This is a genomic window from Bradyrhizobium sp. ORS 86, assembly GCF_045571475.1.
Taxonomy (GTDB): domain Bacteria; phylum Pseudomonadota; class Alphaproteobacteria; order Rhizobiales; family Xanthobacteraceae; genus Bradyrhizobium.
In genome coordinates, this window is sequence record NZ_CP120699.1 from 1,583,291 (window position 1) to 1,600,640 (window position 17,350).

Annotated in this window: 15 protein-coding genes and 1 pseudogene; 8 read left to right on the top strand and 8 right to left on the bottom strand. The window is 64.2% G+C overall.

The genetic code is table 11. The features are described 5' to 3' along the window. The first annotated feature begins 152 nt into the window (after positions 1 to 152). Entirely contained in the window at positions 153 to 1,658 is a 1,506-nt protein-coding gene (locus tag P6U25_RS07270; RefSeq protein WP_407150822.1) for a CHAD domain-containing protein, read from the top strand. Between the two features lie 14 nt (positions 1,659 to 1,672). Here P6U25_RS07270 and P6U25_RS07275 read toward each other — a convergent pair whose 3' ends face one another. The 7 genes from P6U25_RS07275 to P6U25_RS07305 form a co-directional block, all read right to left on the bottom strand. Further along, complete coding sequence (locus P6U25_RS07275) at positions 1,673 to 1,870, bottom strand: hypothetical protein (protein ID WP_407150823.1); 198 nt, start codon at positions 1,868 to 1,870, stop codon at positions 1,673 to 1,675. A gap of 98 nt (positions 1,871 to 1,968) precedes the next feature. After that, complete coding sequence (gene garD / locus P6U25_RS07280) at positions 1,969 to 3,510, bottom strand: galactarate dehydratase (RefSeq protein ID WP_407150824.1); 1,542 nt, start codon at positions 3,508 to 3,510, stop codon at positions 1,969 to 1,971. A gap of 213 nt (positions 3,511 to 3,723) precedes the next feature. Then, entirely contained in the window at positions 3,724 to 5,172 is a 1,449-nt protein-coding gene (locus P6U25_RS07285; RefSeq protein WP_407150825.1) for an aldehyde dehydrogenase family protein, read from the bottom strand. A gap of 21 nt (positions 5,173 to 5,193) precedes the next feature. Then, positions 5,194 to 6,549 (bottom strand): glucarate dehydratase, encoded by a 1,356-nt coding sequence (gene gudD, locus P6U25_RS07290; protein ID WP_407150826.1) that lies wholly within the window; start codon positions 6,547 to 6,549, stop codon positions 5,194 to 5,196. Between the two features lie 32 nt (positions 6,550 to 6,581). Beyond that, positions 6,582 to 7,523: a 5-dehydro-4-deoxyglucarate dehydratase gene (gene kdgD, locus P6U25_RS07295; protein WP_407150827.1), complete on the bottom strand. Its 942-nt coding sequence runs from the start codon at positions 7,521 to 7,523 to the stop codon at positions 6,582 to 6,584. A 129-nt stretch (positions 7,524 to 7,652) separates the two neighbouring features. Further along, positions 7,653 to 8,558 (bottom strand): LysR substrate-binding domain-containing protein, encoded by a 906-nt coding sequence (locus tag P6U25_RS07300; RefSeq protein ID WP_407150828.1) that lies wholly within the window; start codon positions 8,556 to 8,558, stop codon positions 7,653 to 7,655. 123 nt (positions 8,559 to 8,681) lie between these two features. Then, a complete protein-coding gene (locus P6U25_RS07305; RefSeq protein WP_407150829.1) occupies positions 8,682 to 10,019 on the bottom strand; it encodes an MFS transporter in 1,338 nt (445 codons plus the stop codon). 208 nt (positions 10,020 to 10,227) lie between these two features. Between P6U25_RS07305 and P6U25_RS07310 the strand changes: the two genes are divergently transcribed. Both P6U25_RS07310 and P6U25_RS07315 read left to right on the top strand, forming a co-directional pair. Beyond that, on the top strand, positions 10,228 to 11,259 hold the full coding sequence (locus tag P6U25_RS07310) for an alpha/beta fold hydrolase (RefSeq protein WP_407150830.1): 1,032 nt from the start codon (positions 10,228 to 10,230) through the stop codon (positions 11,257 to 11,259). Positions 11,260 to 11,273: 14 nt separating this feature from the next. Continuing rightward, positions 11,274 to 12,224 carry a fatty acid desaturase gene (locus P6U25_RS07315; protein WP_407150831.1) on the top strand — a complete coding sequence of 317 codons (951 nt, stop codon included), beginning with the start codon at positions 11,274 to 11,276 and terminating at the stop codon, positions 12,222 to 12,224. Between the two features lie 6 nt (positions 12,225 to 12,230). Here the strand turns inward: P6U25_RS07315 and P6U25_RS07320 are convergent, their stop codons facing one another. Next, a complete protein-coding gene (locus P6U25_RS07320; protein ID WP_407150832.1) occupies positions 12,231 to 12,842 on the bottom strand; it encodes a TetR/AcrR family transcriptional regulator in 612 nt (203 codons plus the stop codon). A gap of 174 nt (positions 12,843 to 13,016) precedes the next feature. Between P6U25_RS07320 and P6U25_RS07325 the strand changes: the two genes are divergently transcribed. The 5 genes and pseudogenes from P6U25_RS07325 to P6U25_RS07345 all read left to right on the top strand — a co-directional run bounded on the left by P6U25_RS07325 (position 13,017) and on the right by P6U25_RS07345 (position 17,346). Continuing rightward, complete coding sequence (locus P6U25_RS07325; RefSeq protein WP_407150833.1) at positions 13,017 to 14,042, top strand: histone deacetylase family protein; 1,026 nt, start codon at positions 13,017 to 13,019, stop codon at positions 14,040 to 14,042. Positions 14,043 to 14,159: 117 nt separating this feature from the next. Further along, a complete protein-coding gene (locus P6U25_RS07330; RefSeq protein WP_407150834.1) occupies positions 14,160 to 15,227 on the top strand; it encodes an aldose epimerase family protein in 1,068 nt (355 codons plus the stop codon). A 109-nt stretch (positions 15,228 to 15,336) separates the two neighbouring features. Next, positions 15,337 to 15,480, top strand: a pseudogene (locus P6U25_RS07335) (TetR/AcrR family transcriptional regulator); the annotation flags it as partial. A gap of 73 nt (positions 15,481 to 15,553) precedes the next feature. Further along, a complete protein-coding gene (locus tag P6U25_RS07340; protein ID WP_407150835.1) occupies positions 15,554 to 16,423 on the top strand; it encodes an ABC transporter substrate-binding protein in 870 nt (289 codons plus the stop codon). Beyond that, positions 16,423 to 17,346, top strand: coding sequence for a DUF1932 domain-containing protein (locus P6U25_RS07345; protein ID WP_407150836.1), 924 nt, complete (start codon positions 16,423 to 16,425; stop codon positions 17,344 to 17,346). The genes P6U25_RS07340 and P6U25_RS07345 overlap by 1 nt, the downstream gene beginning before the upstream one ends. Positions 17,347 to 17,350: the final 4 nt, after the last annotated feature.

Genomic DNA, 17,350 nt, shown 5'->3' on the forward strand with positions numbered 1-17,350 from the left:
AAGCGTCGATCATGACGACGATTGACGGCCGACCAAGCCTCACCCGAAGTTGACCGGGCTGTGGCGGACTTTATTGTTTCTCTCCCGATTTGATGGCGGAGCCCCGAACACGTCTCAGGCGTTGTTGGCAGTGTGAACTCCGTGGAGGGACAATGGCTGTCGAGACGGAGCTCAAATTCCGCGTTCCTGCGCGCAAGCTGAAGACGTTGGTGAGGCCGCGGATTGCCGGCAGCAGGAGCGATAAACCGTCCGAAAGCAATCTGGTTTCGACCTATTTTGACACCGCCAAGCACAAGCTGAAGCGGCGCGGCCTCTCGCTGCGCATCCGCCAGGATGGCCGCGGATATGTCCAGACCATCAAGGCGGCGGGCGGCACGCAGTTCGACCGGGGGGAGTGGGAGACCGAACTCGACAATGACGAGCCCGATCTGAGCAAAGCCGACAACACACCGCTCGAGGCAATCGCATCCAGGAAATTGCGTCGCAAGCTGAAGCCGGTGTTCGAAACGTCGGTGCGGCGGATCACCGTGCCGTTGCGCATGAAGCAGAGCGAGATCGTGCTCGCCATCGATCGCGGGCAGACCACCGTCGGGCATCGCTCACGCCCGATCGGCGAGATCGAACTCGAGTTGAAGAGCGGGCAGCGGCTCGACCTGTTCCGCCTCGCGAGGGCGCTGGAGCGGACGGCTGGAGCCGAACTCGACCTGCGCTCGAAGTCCGAACACGGATACGAGCTTGCCAGCGACCAGGAGCATCTCGTTGTCTCGGCCGAGCACATCGTGCTGGAGCCAGAGTTCACGTCCGGCGAGGCATTTCGGGTGATCGCGCGCGCGGCGTTCCGCCACTTCTCGTCGAACGCCGATGCAGTCCGCGAGGGCGAGCCGGAAGGAATTCATCAGATGAGGGTCGGCCTGCGCCGGCTGCGAACGGCGATCTCGCTGTTCTCGAAAATCCTGGATAGGCCGAGTACGGAAGAGGCCAAGGCGCAACTGAAGTGGCTGGCCAATGAGCTTGCGCCGGCACGCGAGCTGGACGTCTTCATCAAGGAGGAGATCGAGCCTGCCTCCCACGATGCCTTGCTGCGTCGTGGCGGCAAGGTGATCCGTCAGGAGTTTTCCAGAAACCGCGACCGTGCCTTCGCGCGCGCAAGGACGGCAGTCAGCTCGACACGCTACCGCGTCCTGTTGATCGACACACTGCAATGGATCGAAGCGAAGCAGACGATCTCCGCAGCGGACGAAGGCGGCCCAATCGGCCAATTTGCTGCCGCGTTGCTCTGTCGTCGCCTCAGAAAGCTGCGCAAGAGCGGTAGGCGTCTCGACGAGATGTCTGCGGCGGAGCGGCACAAGGTGCGTATCAGGGCCAAGAAAATCAGATACGCGATCGATTTCTTCGAGAGCTTGTTTTCCAGCAAGCGCGAGCAAAGGCAGCTTGCGCGGCAGTCAAAGCATCTGAAGCGGATCCAGGACGCGCTCGGCTCGCTCAATGATTTCGTTGCGCACCGCAGGCTGGCGGTTGATGCTGCACTCAAGGCGCCGCATCGAAAGGAGCGCACCCGCGCTTTTGCGTCGGGCGTGGTGCTCGGCCGCGAGGAGCAGGCGATCAAGCCCCTGATCAAGATCGCAACGAAAGAGGTGCGGGGACTGGGGAAGATTTGACGCGCCTTGCCGCCTCATCGCGGATCGTCCGACATCGATGCCGCGCCGGCGATAGGGCAATTACGCGCCTCGCGCTCCGCCGTTGCGGCCCGCTTGCGGCACTCATCGGCGTAAGCGCGCAGGCGCTCAGCAGTCAGCGCATCGATGCCGGTGCGTGCCAGCCGCTCGGCGCGATCGGCTTGATACTTGAGATCCTTGCTCGTCCGGGTCATGTCTGCCTCCATGCCAGGACAATTTGAATCGAGTTGCGACGTTCCCCGGCCGATTGCGGCATGGCTAACGAGCGGTTAACCGGTGGCGCGGGCTTGCCTTAGGTCACCGGCGCGGGGTTGAACAGCGTGAGGTCGTTGTGGATGCCCCAGCGATCCGACCACGGCTTGGTGCGGCCGCTTGCGACATCGAGAATCAGGCGAAACAGGTCCCAGCCTGTCTCCTCGATCGTCTTCTCGCCGGTCGCAATACAGCCGGCGTCGAAATCGATCAGATCCTTCCACCGACGTGCCAATTCGCTGCGGGTCGCAACCTTGATCACGGGCGCCGCGGCAAGGCCATAGGGCGTGCCGCGGCCGGTGGTGAACACCTGCAGCGTCATGCCGGAGGCAAGTTGGAGCGTGCCGCAAATGAAATCGCTCGCCGGCGTCGCCGCGAACAGCATGCCCTTCTGCCGTGCCTTCTCGCCGGGCGACAGCACACCGGTGATCGGACCGGAGCCGGACTTGACGATCGAGCCCAGCGACTTTTCGACGATGTTGGCGAGCCCGCCCTTCTTGTTGCCGGGCGTGGTGTTGGCACTGCGGTCGGCACCCCCGCGGGCAAGGTAGGCATCGTACCAGGCCATCTCGCGGATCAATGCCCGGCCGACATCCTCATTGACGGCGCGGCGGGTCAGAAGCTGGATGGCGTCGCGGACCTCAGTCACTTCCGAGAACATCACGGTTGCACCCGCACGCACCAAAAGGTCGGCGGCGAAGCCGACCGCGGGGTTCGCGGTGACACCGGAGAAGGCGTCGCTGCCGCCGCATTGCAGGCCAATCACGAGATCTGAGGCCGGGCAAGTCTCGCGCTTGCGGGTGTTGAGCACCTTCAACCGCGCCTCGGCCTGGGACATGATGGCGTCGACGATCGCGCCAAAGCCGTCAAAGGCTTCGTCCTGCATCCGTACGATGGCGTCGCCGACGCCTTCCGGCAGCAGCCGTTCAGGTGCGAGCTTCTCGCAGCCGAGCCCGACGACAAGGATCTCGCCGCCGAAATTCGGGTTGAGCGCAAGATTCTGCAGCGTGCGGATCGGCACCACGGCATCGGGGGCTGATATCGCGACGCCGCAGCCATAGGCATGCGTCAGCGGCACGACGTCGTCGACATTCGGATAATTCGGCAGGAGTTCGGCGCGAATGCGCTTCACCGCATATTCCATCGTGCCCTTGACGCATTGCACCGAGGAAGAGATGCCGAGAATGTTCTTCGTTCCGACCGAGCCGTCGGCATTGCGATAGCCCTCGAATGTAAAACCTTCGAGCGGTGCTAGCGCTGGTGGCACGGCGGTCGCGATCTCGAGCTGATCGAGCGGCGGCGCGTCGGGCATACGGATGCGCGCCTCGTCGACCCATTCGCCGGCTGATATCGGCGACAGCGCGGTGCCGATCACCTCGCCGTAGCGGATGATCGGTGCGTCTTCCGCGATGTCGACGAGCGCGGTCTTGTGTCCCTGCGGCACGAAGGCGCGCAGCGTCAGGCCGCAAGCGAAGCGTGAGCCGGCGGGCAGTCCGAAATCATTCACGACGATCGCGACATTATCGCGCGCGTTGAGCTTGATGTAACGGGGTTGTTCTTTCGCTGCGACGTCCTGGTCCATGATCGTTTTTCACAAACTCGCTGTGCTTGGGGAAGTCGGCCGAGCCGCCGACGACCACCTCTCCCCAACGGCGAGAGGTCGCGCCGAAGGCGCGGGTGAGGGGGAACAGGTCTCACGAGGGACCGTAACCCCTCACCCGGATCGCATCTGCGATGCGCTCCGACCTCTCCCAAGGGAGAGGTGGGCAGCGTCGTCGTGGTACGTGCGCCGTCATCACCCAGGGAAAGTATAAGCCGTCTTCACCGCGGTGTAGAACTCGCGCGCATAGGCGCCCTGTTCGCGCGCGCCGTAGCTCGAGCCTTTGCGGCCACCGAACGGCACGTGATAGTCGACGCCGGCGGTCGGCAGGTTGACCATCACCATGCCGGCCTCGCTGTTGCGCTTGTAGTGCGAGGCGTATTTCAAGCTGGTGGTGCAGATGCCCGAGGCGAGGCCGAACTCGGTGTCGTTGGAGATCGCAAGTGCCTCCTCGTAGTCCTTGGCGCGGATCACGCAGGCGACCGGACCGAAGATCTCCTCGCGCGCGATGCGCATCTGGTTGTTGGCCTCGGTGAAGAGCGCCGGCTGAAGATAGAAACCGGGCGTCTCGCGGTTCAAGAGCTCGCCACCCCAGGCAAGCTTGGCGCCCTCGTCCTGGCCGATCTTGAGGTAGCGGAGGTCCTGGTCGAGCTGGCTCTGGTCGACCACCGGGCCGATATGCACACCGCTCTTCAGGGCGTCGTCAACCGAGAGGCCCTTCATCCGCTCGGTCATGGCGCTGACGAAGCGGTCATGAATGCCCGCGGTGACGATCAGGCGTGAGGACGCGGTGCAGCGCTGGCCAGTCGAGAAATAGGCGCCGTTGATGGCGACCTCGACCGCGACCTTCAGGTCGGCGTCGTCGAGTACGACCAACGGGTTCTTGCCGCCCATTTCGAGCTGGAACTTCTTCATCGGCGTCGAGAGCACGCAGGCCTGCGCGATCTTGCGTCCGGTGGCGACCGAACCCGTGAACGAGATCGCAGAGACATCGGGATGTTCGAGCAGGGTCTGGCCGACCACCGAGCCGGAGCCGACCACGAGGTTGAACACACCGGCCGGAATGCCGGAGCGCGCGATGATCTCGGACAACGCATGCGCCGAGCCCGGCACCAGCTCGGCCGGCTTGAACACCACGGTGTTGCCGTAGCAGAGCGCGGGTGCGATCTTCCAGGCCGGGATCGCGATCGGAAAATTCCACGGAGTGATCAGACCGATGACGCCGACCGGCTCGCGGGTGATCTCGACCTCAAGGCCGGGCCGGACCGACGCGCCCTTTTCGCCCGTCAGCCGCAGCGCCTCGCCGGCGAAGAACGCGAAGATCTGCCCGGCGCGCGCGACCTCGCCAATGCCTTCCGGCAGCGTCTTGCCTTCCTCGCGCGCAAGCAGGCGCCCGAGCTCTTCCTTGCGGGCGAGGATTTCGAGAGAGATTTTGTTCAGCGCGTCAAAGCGCTCCTGCGGCGTCGAGCGGGCCCAGGCCGGGAAGGCGGCCTTTGCCGCGGCGATCGCCTTTTCGGTCTGCGCCTTGTCGGCCCGGGCGTATTCGCCGACCACGTCCTTGGTATTGGAGGGGTTGATGTCCCGCGTGATGCCGGAGCCGTCGACCCATTCGCCGGCGATGAAGTTCTTCTGGTGAGCGGTCATGTTTCTCTCCAACTCTTGTTGTTAGCGCACGAGGCAGGGACGCTTGTCGTCGAAGGTCCAGCCCGGGATCAGGAACTGCATGGCAAGCGCGTCGTCGCGAGCGCCGAGGCCATGCTGCCTGTATAGCGCGTTCGCCGCCGCGATGGCACTGCGATCGATCTCGATGCCGAGGCCCGGGCGATCGGGGATCGCAATCCTGCCGCCCTTGATCTGCAGCGGCTCCCTGGTCAACGCTTGGCCGTCCTGCCAGATCCAGTGGGTGTCGATCGCGGTCACCTTGCCGGGGGCGGCGGCGCCGACATGGGTGAACATCGCGAGCGAAATGTCGAAATGATTGTTGGAGTGCGAGCCCCAGGTCAAGCCGTTGTCGCGACAGGTCTGTGCCACGCGCACCGAGCCCTGCAGGGTCCAGAAATGCGGATCGGCGAGGGGAATGTCGACCGCGCCGAGCCGTAGTGCGTGAGAGAGCTGGCGCCAGTCCGTCGCGATCATATTGGTCGCGGTCGGCAGCCCTGTAGCGCGACGGAACTCGGCCATGATCTCGCGACCGGAGAAGCCGGCCTCCGCTCCGCAAGGGTCCTCGGCATAAGCGAGCACGCCGTGCATGTTGCTGCAAAGGCGGATCGCCTCGTCCAGCGACCAGGCGCCGTTCGGGTCCAGCGTGACACGGGCCTTCGGGAACCGCCTGGCGATCGCGGTGACCGCCTCGATCTCCTGCTCACCCGCGAGCACACCACCCTTCAGCTTGAAGTCGGCAAAGCCATAATGCGCTTGCGTTGCTTCGGCGAGGCGCACGATGGCATCCGGGGTCATTGCCTCCTGGTGGCGCAGATTGAACCAGTCGGGCTTGCCAGTTTCGCCTTCGACGTAGGGCAGACTGGTCTTGCTGCGATCGCCGACGAAGAAGAGATAGCCGAGCGTCTCGACGCTGGCGCGCTGCTGGCCTTCGCCGAGCAGCGCTGCGACCGGCAGGCCGAGATGCTGGCCGAGCAGATCGAGCAGCGCGGATTCGACCGCGGTCACCGCATGGATGGTGACCCGGAGATCAAACGTCTGCTTGCCGCGGCCGCCGGCGTCGCGGTCGGCGAATGTCCGGCGCATCGAGGCCAGGATGTTGTTGCAGGCACCGATGGTCTGGCCGACGACGAGGTCGCGCGTGTCTTCCAACGTCTTTCGGATCTTCTCGCCGCCCGGCACCTCGCCGACGCCGGTGTGGCCGGAGTTGTCGGTGAGGATGACGAGGTTGCGGGTGAAGAACGGCGCGTGTGCGCCGCTCAGATTGAGGAGCATGCTGTCGCGGCCGGCGACGGGGATCACTTCCATCGCGGTGACGATTGGGGCGCCGGAAAAGCCGGCGCGGACCGTTTCCTGGATCATATGCTCCTCCCTCTGTCCTTGCTCGGCTCGGCTTATTCTGCCGCCTGTTGGGTAGCTGCCCGCGGCAGCTTCGCCACCAGTGCCGTGAGCTCGGCGATCTCCTGCTCGGTCAGGTCGGTCAGCGGCGGCCGCACCGGGCCGGAATCACGACCGATCACCTTCATGCCGGCCTTGATGATCGATACCGCATAGCCCTTCTTACGGTTGCGTATCGCGATCAGCGGCAGGATGAAATCCTTCAGGCCTGCATGGATGGTCTGATGATCGCGCCGGCGCACCGCGGCATAGAATTTGGTGGCGAATTCCGGCACGAAGTTGAACACGGCGGACGAATAAGTCGTCACGCCCATGTCGAGATAGGGCAGTGCGAAGGTTTCTGCCGTCGGCAACCCGCCGATATAGGTCAGGCGATCGCCAAGCTTTGAATAGACGCGGGTCATCAATTCGATGTCGCCGATGCCGTCCTTGTAACCAACGAGGTTCGGGCAGCGCTCGCAGAGCCGCGCCAGCGTATCGGGCTGGAGGATCGCATTGTCGCGGTTGTAGACGATGACGCCGATCTTCACCGACGCACACACCGCCTCGACATGGGCGGCGAGGCCGTCCTGCTCCGAATGCGTGAGGTAGGGCGGCAGCAGCAGCAGGCCGTCGGCGCCGGCCTTCTCCGCGCCGACCGCGATCTCGCGCGCGATCGCGGTGCCGTAGCCGGTGCCGGCCAGCACGGGCACGCGGCCCTTGGTCTCGTCGACCGCGACCTTCACGATCTCAGGAACTTCAGTCGGCGTCAGCGAGAAGAATTCGCCGGTGCCGCCAGCGGCGAACAGGCCCGCGACCTCGTATCCGCACAGCCAGTCCATGTTGCTGCGATAGGTCGCTTCGTCGAACGAATAGTCCGCCTTGAACGGGGTCACGGGAAAAGACAGGAGGCCGCCGCCGACGTGCCGGGCCATCTCCTGAGGGGTCATCTTGCTCATGGCGCCACTCCTTGAAAGCTTTTTGAGGGGATCAGGATGCACGAGAAGCGCGCATCCATGCGGCATTCTTAAGAAGCGGTTCGATGCGCGTCCAAGCCAAACGCGGTATCGAACGATGCGCTATTGGTATCAATCGTCGCCGCCATGCGGCCCGGCTATTTCCGTTGCGATGTCGATCAATGAGGGCAGCAACTGGTTCTCATAGTCGCGCCGCCACACTAGAAACAGCTCGACGGGGGCTGCCGCCCGCAGCTTCAGCGGCTTCAGCCTGACGTCCGCGATCTTCAGGCTCGCGGCGGCTTCCGGGACGATCGCGACGCCAAGCCCGGCGCGTACCATCGCGAGAATCGAGTGGATCTGGCTGAGATGCTGGACATAGCGCGGCAGCACATCGGCGCGGGTGAACTGCGTCACCAGCAGGTCGTGGAAGTAACGGGCCTCGTAGGGCGAATACATCACAAAGGGCTGATCGTCGAAGTCCTTGATCGTGATGATCTCGGCGGACGCGAGCGGGTGCCGCTTCGGGATCGCGGCGAGCAGCGGCTCGGCGACGACGCGCCGGCTTGCGAATTCGGGCCGCGCAATCGGTGGGCGCAGCAGGCCGGCATCGATCTGACCGGTGGTGAGCGCCTCGAACTGATCGCCCGAAACCATCTCCTTCAAGGAAAAGTCGACCTCGGGCAGGCGGCTGCGGCAAGTCGCGATCAGATCGGGCAGAAAGCCGTAGGCCGCCGCCGCCGTGAAGCCGATCTTGAGCGAGCCGGTCTTGCCGAGTGCGATGCGGCGCGCAACCTGCGACGCCGACTCGGCTAGCTTGAGGATGCGCCGCGCCTCGGGCAGGAAGCTGCGTCCCGCCGGCGTCAACCGCACCGAGCGGCTGGTGCGCTCCAGCAGCGGCGCATCGATGATGTGCTCGAGCACCTGGATCTGCCGGCTGAGCGGCGGCTGGGTCATGTTGAGCCGTGCCGCGGCGCGACCGAAGTGCAGCTCCTCGGCCACCGTGACGAAGCAGCGGAGCTGATTCAGGTCGAACATCGATACCGGCCCGGAATGGACGAGGCGGGGTTTGGTGCGTTCTAGCATCGATGCCTGCCGGAGACCAAGAAGACAAAACGGCGGCCGAGGCCGCCGTTGAACCGTTGTCACTGGAGACGGCTCTTACGCCGCCTTTAGCTGCACGCGCTTGATCTCGCCGACGATGAAGAGATAGGCGACCGCCGCGACCAGGGCGTTGGCCCCGACGAACACCAGCGCGCCGTTGAACGAGCCGGTGGCGGCGAGGATGTAGCCGATGATGATCGGCGTGGTGATCGAGGAAAGGTTGCCGAACGTGTTGAACAGGCCGCCAGAGACGCCGCCGGCTTCCTTCGGTGAGGTGTCGGAGACGACAGCCCAGCCGAGCGCGCCGATTCCCTTGCCGAAGAAGGCGAGCGCCATGAAACCGACCACCAGCGCCTGTCCCTCGACGTAGTTGCAGCCGATGATCGCCATCGACAGCAGCATGCCTCCGACGATCGGAATCTTGCGCGCCATGGTCAGCGAGCCGGTGCGGCGCAGGATGTAGTCGGAGATGACGCCGCCGAGCACGCCGCCGATAAAGCCGCACAGCGCCGGCAACGTGGCGACAAAGCCGGCCTGCAAGATCGACAGCCCGCGTTCCTTCACGAGATAGACCGGAAACCAGGTCAGGAAGAAGTAGGTCAGCGTGTTGATGCAGTACTGGCCGATATAGACACCGAGCATCATGCGGTTGCCCAGCAACTGGCGGATATGAGCCCATCTCGGGCCACTGTCCGGCGCCTTGCCTTCCTTCGGTGCGTCCATGTCGACCAGCGCGCCGCCGGCCTTGATGTAGTCGAACTCGGCCTCGTTGATCGCGGGATGGTCCTTCGGCTCGTAGATGGTCTTGATCCAGACGATCCCCACAACGATTCCGAGCCCGCCCATCACATAGAACACATGACTCCAGCCATGCTCGTGGGCGATCCAGCCCATCAGCGGTGCGAAGATCACGGTCGCGAAATATTGCCCGGAATTGAAGAAGGCCGACGCAGTGCCGCGCTCATTTCCCGGAAACCAGGCCGCGACGATGCGCGCGTTGGCCGGGAACGACGGTGCTTCGGCAATGCCGACCAGGAAGCGCAACGCGAACAGCACGATCACGGCGGATCCCGCAGCCAGGAAGCCGACCATGCCCTGCATCGCGGTGAAGGCCGACCACACGATGATGCCGATCGCATAGACCCATTTGGAGCCGAAGCGATCGAGCAGCCAGCCGCACGGCACCTGCGCGATCACATAGGACCAGCCGAAGGCCGAGAACACATAGCCCATCGCAACGGGATCGAGATGCAGTTCCTTGGAAAGGGCGGGGCCCGCGATCGACAGTGTGGCGCGATCGGCATAGTTCACGGTGGTGACGAGAAACAGCATCGTCACGATCAGAAGCCGGACGCGGGATCGCCGCGCCTCGGCGGCGGACACAATTGCGCTCATGGCGCCTCCTCGAAGATTTCCTCGAGGACTGTCCTAGAGAGATGGCGACAATCGGTCCAAGCCGAAGCTTGTATCGATCCATGCCGATTTTGAATTGATCCGGCCGGTGCCATGCCACCTTTGCACCAGTTGCGTTGGCCGGAGAATTAGTGTACGTTGAGTACAGTTATTGGGCGCTGTGTCGCGCTCTTGCATCGGGGTCGATTCCATGACCACGCCTCGCGACTACGACGTGTTCGAAGCCGGCGACGTGACACTGCAAAGCGGCGCCGTGTTCCCTCGGCTCAGGCTGGCTTACAAGACCTATGGCACGCTGAATGCCGCCAGAGACAACGTCATCCTCTATCCGACATCATTCAGCGCCCAGCACACCGACATCGAATGGCTGGTGCAGCCGGGCGGAGCGCTCGATCCCAGCAGCTACTTCATCATCATCGCGAACCTGTTCGGCAATGGCCTGTCGTCCTCTCCGTCGAATTCAACCGACGTGCTCGGCAATGCGCCGTTTCCCGCCTTCAGCTATTACGACGCTGTCGCGGTCCAGCGCCGGCTCCTGATCGAGCAGTTTGGCGTGTCGAGGCTCGCGCTGGTCTATGGCTGGTCGATGGGCGGCATGCAGGCCTATCACTGGGCGACGCGCTATCCGGACATGGTGGAACGGGCCGCGGTAGTCTGTGGCAGCGCCAAGTGCTCACCCTACAATCACGTCTTTCTCGAAGGCGTAAAGACCGCGCTGACGGCGGATCCGGCCTATCTGGACGGCCGCTTCGTCACGAAACCGGTGGCCGGCCTCCGTGCGATGGGCCGTGTCTATGCCGGCTGGGCGATGTCGCATGAATTCTACCGCAACGAGGTCTGGCGCGAGGCCGGCTTCACATCCCTTGAGGATTACCTGGCCGGCTCATGGGATGGTGCGTTCGCTCGGCGCGACGCCAACGACCTGTTGGCGCAGATCGCGATCTGGCAGAGCGGCGACGTCAGCCGCTGCGATGAATTCGGCGGCGACTTCGACCGAGCATTGGCCGCGATCAGGGCGCACATGCTGCTGATGCCCGGCCGCACCGACCGTTATTTCGACATGCGCGACAACGCGGATGAGCTTCCCCGGCTGGTCAATGCGCGTTCGGCAGCGCTGCGCGCGATCCCCTCGATCCACGGTCACCGCGCCGGCAATCCGATTAACAACGCGGCCGACCGCGCCTTCATCAACGCCGAGATCTCGGCGCTCCTGCAACGCTGACATGTGAGACGACCATGAGCATCGCGGAGACCCATGACGCCGGACCTCGTTTGAAGCCGCTGAGCCCGGAGAGCTTGCGCGACTTGTCGGTCAAGTCGAACCTTCCCGGCGCGGTGCGTGCGGCGAGCCATTACGGGATGATCGCGATCGTCGGAGCTCTGATCTGGCTGGTCGCGTCGCGCCACGGTTTGCCCTGGGCGTTGCCGCTGATTGCCGCGCAAGGCTACTTTGTCGCGTTCCTTTTCATGGTGGTGCATGAGACCGCGCACAAGACCGCGTTCCGAAGCCGCGTGCTCAACGTTGCGGTCGGTAACCTGTCCGCCTTCTTGATTGGGCTGCCTTACGAATATTACTACCTGTTCCACTGGGACCATCATCGCTACACGCAGGATCCGGAGAAGGATCCGGAGCTGATCGTCGGCCCCAAGCCAGGGTCGGACACCCAGCTCGCGATCGCCTATTCGGGATTGCTGCAGGTGCTGGTCCGCATTCGCCTGATGTTGCGGCACGCGCTCACCGGCAAGGTGACCGTGCCCTGGATTCCGCAAAACAAGCGCGAATCGATCGTGACGGAGGCCAGGCTCTATCTTACGGGCTATCTGCTGCTGCTTGTGGCATCGCTCGCGCTGCACAGCGCCATCCTGCTCTGGGTCTGGGTCGTGCCGCTGCTGGCCGGTCAGCTCATCCTGCGCCCCTACCTTTATGCGGAGCACACCGGTTGCGAGCGGACGCGCAGCGCGTTCGAGAACACGCGCACCACGATGACAGGCAGAATCATGAAATGGTTTGCCTGGAACATGCCTTACCATGTCGAGCACCATGCCTACCCGACGGTGCCGTTTCACGCGCTGCCGAAGCTGAACGCGATCGTCGATGGCCATATCGTGTATCGCGGCAGGAACTACCGCGCCGTGACCCGCGAGACCTGGGCGTGGTTTCGCCGTCAGCGGCAGACTGCCGGCTGACGAATGTCATGCATCCGCGTGCGGCCGCAGCACCAGGTTGACGAGGTTGCGGGCGTAAGCTGAGGTCAGCGGCTTGATGCCGAAGACATAGCGATAGAACAGGCTGCCATAGATCGCGTCATAGAGGTCGCCGGGCGCGCCGTTAGCGCCGATGCTGCCGTCCTGTTGGCCCGCGACAATCGTCTGCAGCATCTTGCTGCGGCGAAGGCCGAGATAACGCTCGTAAAACAGTTCCGCCGATCCGGCTTTCGAGATGCATTCCGAGATCACCGCGAGCTGGACACGCCCGAACTCGCCCTGAAGCGCCTCGACATAGGTCGCCACGTGGCGGCGGATGCGCGCCACCGGAGTGCCTGTCCCGGGCAACGGCACGGCACGCGAGGCCTGGTCGAGGAAGGCGTCGATGAGCAACGCCTCGCGTGACGGCCACCATTTGTAGATCGTCATCTTCGAGACGTTGGAATGGCGGGCGATCGCATCAATCGTGGTGGACGCAAGGCCGGTGGTCGCCATCAGCGTGTAGGCGCTTTGCAGAATGGCGGCAGTGGTCGCGGCGGAGCGCGGCCGGCCGCGGCGCGCCGTCGTGCCATCCTCCGTTTCCGCCTTGCTGCGGGTCATTGCGCGAAACTCCTGCCGTGCGCCTGCGTCATTGCATCATTGCGTCGGACATAGCACAAATCGGGCCGCGTTTCAGACTCGCGGTAGTGTACAAGGGACAAACGGAATGTTTCGCCACGCCACTTGCCGCTCGCCCGCAATGAACGTCAATCAAACGTCGAACAGGAGCACCTCGTGAAGGCCGTCTACAGCGAACTGCATCGCAGCCATGATCCGCAATTCTTTCTGGTGCGCGGTATGGTTCAGCGCACCACCGAGCAACCCGAGCGCGCCGATCGGCTGCTGGCAGGGCTAAAGGCGGGCAAGCACACGCTGGTCGAGCCGACCGCGTTCGGGCAGGGACCTCGGGCCCGGGTGCACAGCCCGGAATATCTGAGTTTCCTCGCCGAAGCCTGGGAGGCGTGGGCCGCGCTCGGCAACCAGGGGCCGGAGATGATCGCGAACATGCATCCGGTGCGCAACGCCGGCACCTATCCGACCCACATCGTCGGCAGGCTGGGCTGGCACACGGTGGATACCGCGTGCCCGATCGGTCCGGGGACCTGGGCTGGCGCCTGCGCGTCGAGTGACGTTGCGGTCACCGCCGCGCAGATGGTGCTCGACGGCGAGGACGCCGTGTATGCGCTGTGCCGTCCGCCCGGTCACCATGCCTATCGCGACCTCGCCGGCGGCTTCTGCTTCCTCAACAATAGCGCGATCGCGGCCGAGCATTTGCGCCAGAAGCATGAGCGGGTCGCGATCCTCGATGTCGACGTGCATCACGGCAACGGTACCCAGGGCATTTTCTATGAGCGGCCGGACGTGTTCACCGTTTCGATCCATGCCCATCCGTCGTTCTTCTATCCGTTCGTGTGGGGCTATGCCCATGAGCGCGGCGCGGGCCCCGGTCTCGGCGCCAATCTCAACATTCCCCTAGCCAAGGGCACCGGAGACGACGACTACATGAAGGCGCTTGCCGCGTCAGAGAAGGCGATCCGCGCCTTCGCGCCGACGGCGCTCGTGGTTGCGCTTGGCCTCGATGCGTCCGAGAAGGATCCGCTTGCGGGTCTCGCGGTCACCACCGACGGGTTCCGGCGGATCGGCGAGGGGCTGGCGCGGTTCGGCCTGCCGACGGTCTTGGTGCAGGAAGGCGGCTATCTCTCCGACATTCTCGGTGCCAATTTGACCGCGGTGCTCGGCGGTTTCGAAGCCGCGCGCTAGCTGCGGGCGATGCCACATTGGGCAAGGTGATCGATGTGCATTCGGCGCCCTTGCAGCTCGCCGCCGACAGCTTCATGCTGGGCGACGCCGCGTCGTCGAGGCGTTTGAGGACCGACCATGACAGCAGCCAAGATTGATCCGGCGCCCTTTGGCATACTGCCCGATGGCTCCATAGTCGAACGGGTGACGCTGCGGGGGGCGGACGGTTTTGAAGCCGCCATCCTGCCCTTCGGCGCCACGCTGCAATCGCTGATGACGCACGATCGGGACGGGCATTGCGACGACATCGTCCTTGGCCATGACGACTTCGACGGCTATCTCGAGCAGCGCAAGTTCTTCGGCGCGACCGTTGGGCGCTATGCCAACCGGATCGCCGGCGCGCGATTCGTGCTGGACGGGAGGACTGTTACGCTCGATGCCAACAACGGTCCTAACGCCTTGCATGGTGGCCCCGAGGGGTTCGATCGCAAGCTCTGGGAGATCGTTGAACTTACCGACAGTCCCGCGCCGACCCTGGTGCTGGCGCGCACAAGCCCGCACGGCGAGGAAGGCTATCCGGGCAATCTGCAGGCGCGCGTGACCTATAGCGTGAGTGGCGCGGAGCTTTCAGTGACGTTCGAGGCGACGGCCGACCGTCCGACAGTCGTCAATCTGACCAATCACAGCTTCTTTAATCTCGAGGGCGCGCGCTCGGGCAAGCCAATTCTCGATCACCGCCTGATGATCGCTTCGGCTCACTTCCTCGCGGTCGACGCGACCGCGATCCCGCTGCCGGAACCACCGCGTCAGGTCGATGGTACGCCATTCGACTTCCGGACGCCGGTGGCGATCGGGGCGCGCATCAGAATGGATGACGAGCAGCTACGGCTCGGCCGCGGCTATGACCACAATTATTGTCTGTCGTCGGGCGCGGGTCTGTGCTTGGCCGCACGGCTCGAGGCGCCCGGCAGCCGCCGCGTGATGGAGCTGTTCACCGATCAGCCGGGATTGCAGTTCTATTCGGGCAATTTCCTTGACGGCTCCACGGCGGGCAAGGGCAATCGTCTGTACCGGCAATCGGATGCGTTGTGTCTCGAGCCGCACGCCTGGCCGGATACGCCCAACCGCCCCGACTTTCCCTCGGCGCGGCTCGATCCGGGCCAGGTCTATCGGCGCTCGATCGTCTATCGCTTCTCAACGGTGTGACCATCTGAATGACATCGCCTGCCGAGGATGGCGAGCGCGCTGGCGTGGCCGCGCTGTCGCATCCGTCTCCTGGTTGACGCGACCGCATGATTGGGACGACAGTACAAGTATGGTCCGCAAATCCGCCAAGGCCCCGGGCACTCGCAGGCCGAATATGCGCGAGGCCATCCTCGCCGCGGCGGAGGAGTTGTTGTCGACCTACAGCTTCAACGCCGTGCCAGCGCGCGACAGCGTGGCCTATCATTTCAAGACACCGGTCCGACACAGGACTACGATCGGGGCGAGCGCTCAGGGCGAAGGCAGATCGTAATTTCCGGAGTTCGCTGATGGACAGACTTCGGCTACGCACCGTGCTCGGGAATCATCAGCACGTTCAGGCGCTCAAGACGGGTGCGCTGCGCTCGAGGCTGTTCGATCTCGATATCATTGAGTTCGCGCCGACCAACGCCGCCTTCAAGCCGATGGTGCGGGAGCAGGCGTTCGACGTCTGCGAGATGGCGGTCGTCACTTATCTGATGGCGAGAGCGCACGGCAAACCGCTGGTGTTGCTGCCGGCGGTCATGCTGGGCCGGTTCCAGCACGGCTACGCTCTATATCGAGCCGATCGCGGCACACTTGTTCCCCGCGATCTCGAAGGCAAGCGGGTCGGCATTCGCTCGTTCACGACCACGACGGGGGCGTGGATGCGCGGCATCCTTGCCAATGATCACGGCGTGAACCTCGACAAAGTCGATTGGGTGACATTCGAGGACCCGCATGTTGCCGAGTATGTCGACAGGACGGAGCACGCGCCGAAGGGAAGGAACATTATCCAGATGTTGAAAGACGGCGAGCTCGATGCGGTGCTGGGCGAGACCTCGAGCGATCCCGCGCTCAAGCCCTTGTTCGACGATCCAGCCGGAGATGCTGCGCGCTGGTATCGACGGCATGGCGTTGTGCCGATCAATCATCTGGTGGTGGTGACGGAAAGGCTTGTGACGTCGCGGCCCGACGTCGTGCGCGAGCTCTATGATCTCCTCAAGCGCAGCAAGGCCGACGCTGAGCCGCCCGGCGCTCCGGACCCGCTACCTTTCGGCGTCGAGGCGAACCGCAAGCCGCTCGAACTGATCATCGACTATTGCGTTCAGCAGGCGCTGATCCCACGGCGCCTACAGGTCGACGAGCTGTTTGACGACACAACACGGGATTTGAACTGATGACAGTCGCAAACGATCCGAGGCAATGGCACGTCGGCCTGCTCGGCTACGGCGAAGTCGGCCGCATCCTCGCCGAAGACCTGCGCAAGCAGGGCGTCAAGGTCTGCGCCTACGACATCAAGCTTGCGAGCGAACCGGGACAGCCGTTGCGCGAGCACGCGGCGGAGATTGGTGTCGAGTTGATGCGATCGCACGCCGACCTCGCCGCGCAGTCGGATTTCATCGTCTCGGCTGTGACGGCAAGCCAGGCAGTGCCGGTGGCCGAGGCCTGTGCGCCCGCGATCAGGAAGGATACCTGGTTCCTGGATTTCAACTCGGCGTCACCCGGTGCTAAGCAGCGCGCCGCGTCTCACATCGACGATGCCGGCGGTCGCTATGTCGAGGGCGCGGTGATGACCTCGGTGCCGCCGTACCGGATCAAGGTGCCGCTGCTGCTCGGCGGCCGCGGGGCGCAGGAGCTGGCGCCGCTGTTGGTCGCGCTCGGCTTCGCGGCCAAGGTCGCAAGCGACCAGCTCGGCGTCGCCTCGGCGGTCAAGATGTGCCGCAGCATCATGATCAAGGGCCTGGAGGCCATGGTCATCGAAAGCTTTACGACCGCACGCGCCTACGGCGTCGAGGCTGCGGTGCTCGCCTCGCTGAAGGAGACCTTTCCGGCGATCGACTGGGAAAAGCAGGGTGCCTATTTCTTCCAGCGTGTGATCGAACACGGCCGGCGGCGCGCCGAGGAGGTGCGTGAAGTGGCGGAGACTGTGCGCGAGGCGGGGCTCACGCCATGGTCGGCATCAGGCACGGCAGAGCGGCAGGCCTGGGTCGCCGATCTTGCCGACGAGGGTGTGTTCGGAACCAGGGGCACGCTGGAGTTCGCCCGCAGCGCGGACTGGCGCATTGAGGCGGACCGGCTCCTGGCGCGGATCAAATCCTGATTGC

What these genes read in the sequence shown, in the direction of transcription:
- P6U25_RS07320 (WP_407150832.1), bottom strand. Translation starts at nt 12,842, where the DNA reads ATGACCCGCAGCAAGGCGGAAACGGAGGATGGCACGACGGCGCGCCGC.
- P6U25_RS07345 (WP_407150836.1), top strand. Translation starts at nt 16,423, where the DNA reads ATGACAGTCGCAAACGATCCGAGGCAATGGCACGTCGGCCTGCTCGGC.
- P6U25_RS07315 (WP_407150831.1), top strand. Translation starts at nt 11,274, where the DNA reads ATGAGCATCGCGGAGACCCATGACGCCGGACCTCGTTTGAAGCCGCTG.
- P6U25_RS07275 (WP_407150823.1), bottom strand. Translation starts at nt 1,870, where the DNA reads ATGACCCGGACGAGCAAGGATCTCAAGTATCAAGCCGATCGCGCCGAG.
- P6U25_RS07330 (WP_407150834.1), top strand. Translation starts at nt 14,160, where the DNA reads ATGACAGCAGCCAAGATTGATCCGGCGCCCTTTGGCATACTGCCCGAT.
- garD (WP_407150824.1), bottom strand. Translation starts at nt 3,510, where the DNA reads ATGGACCAGGACGTCGCAGCGAAAGAACAACCCCGTTACATCAAGCTC.
- gudD (WP_407150826.1), bottom strand. Translation starts at nt 6,549, where the DNA reads ATGATCCAGGAAACGGTCCGCGCCGGCTTTTCCGGCGCCCCAATCGTC.
- kdgD (WP_407150827.1), bottom strand. Translation starts at nt 7,523, where the DNA reads ATGAGCAAGATGACCCCTCAGGAGATGGCCCGGCACGTCGGCGGCGGC.
- P6U25_RS07305 (WP_407150829.1), bottom strand. Translation starts at nt 10,019, where the DNA reads ATGAGCGCAATTGTGTCCGCCGCCGAGGCGCGGCGATCCCGCGTCCGG.
- P6U25_RS07285 (WP_407150825.1), bottom strand. Translation starts at nt 5,172, where the DNA reads ATGACCGCTCACCAGAAGAACTTCATCGCCGGCGAATGGGTCGACGGC.
- P6U25_RS07340 (WP_407150835.1), top strand. Translation starts at nt 15,554, where the DNA reads ATGGACAGACTTCGGCTACGCACCGTGCTCGGGAATCATCAGCACGTT.
- P6U25_RS07310 (WP_407150830.1), top strand. Translation starts at nt 10,228, where the DNA reads ATGACCACGCCTCGCGACTACGACGTGTTCGAAGCCGGCGACGTGACA.
- P6U25_RS07300 (WP_407150828.1), bottom strand. Translation starts at nt 8,558, where the DNA reads ATGTTCGACCTGAATCAGCTCCGCTGCTTCGTCACGGTGGCCGAGGAG.
- P6U25_RS07270 (WP_407150822.1), top strand. Translation starts at nt 153, where the DNA reads ATGGCTGTCGAGACGGAGCTCAAATTCCGCGTTCCTGCGCGCAAGCTG.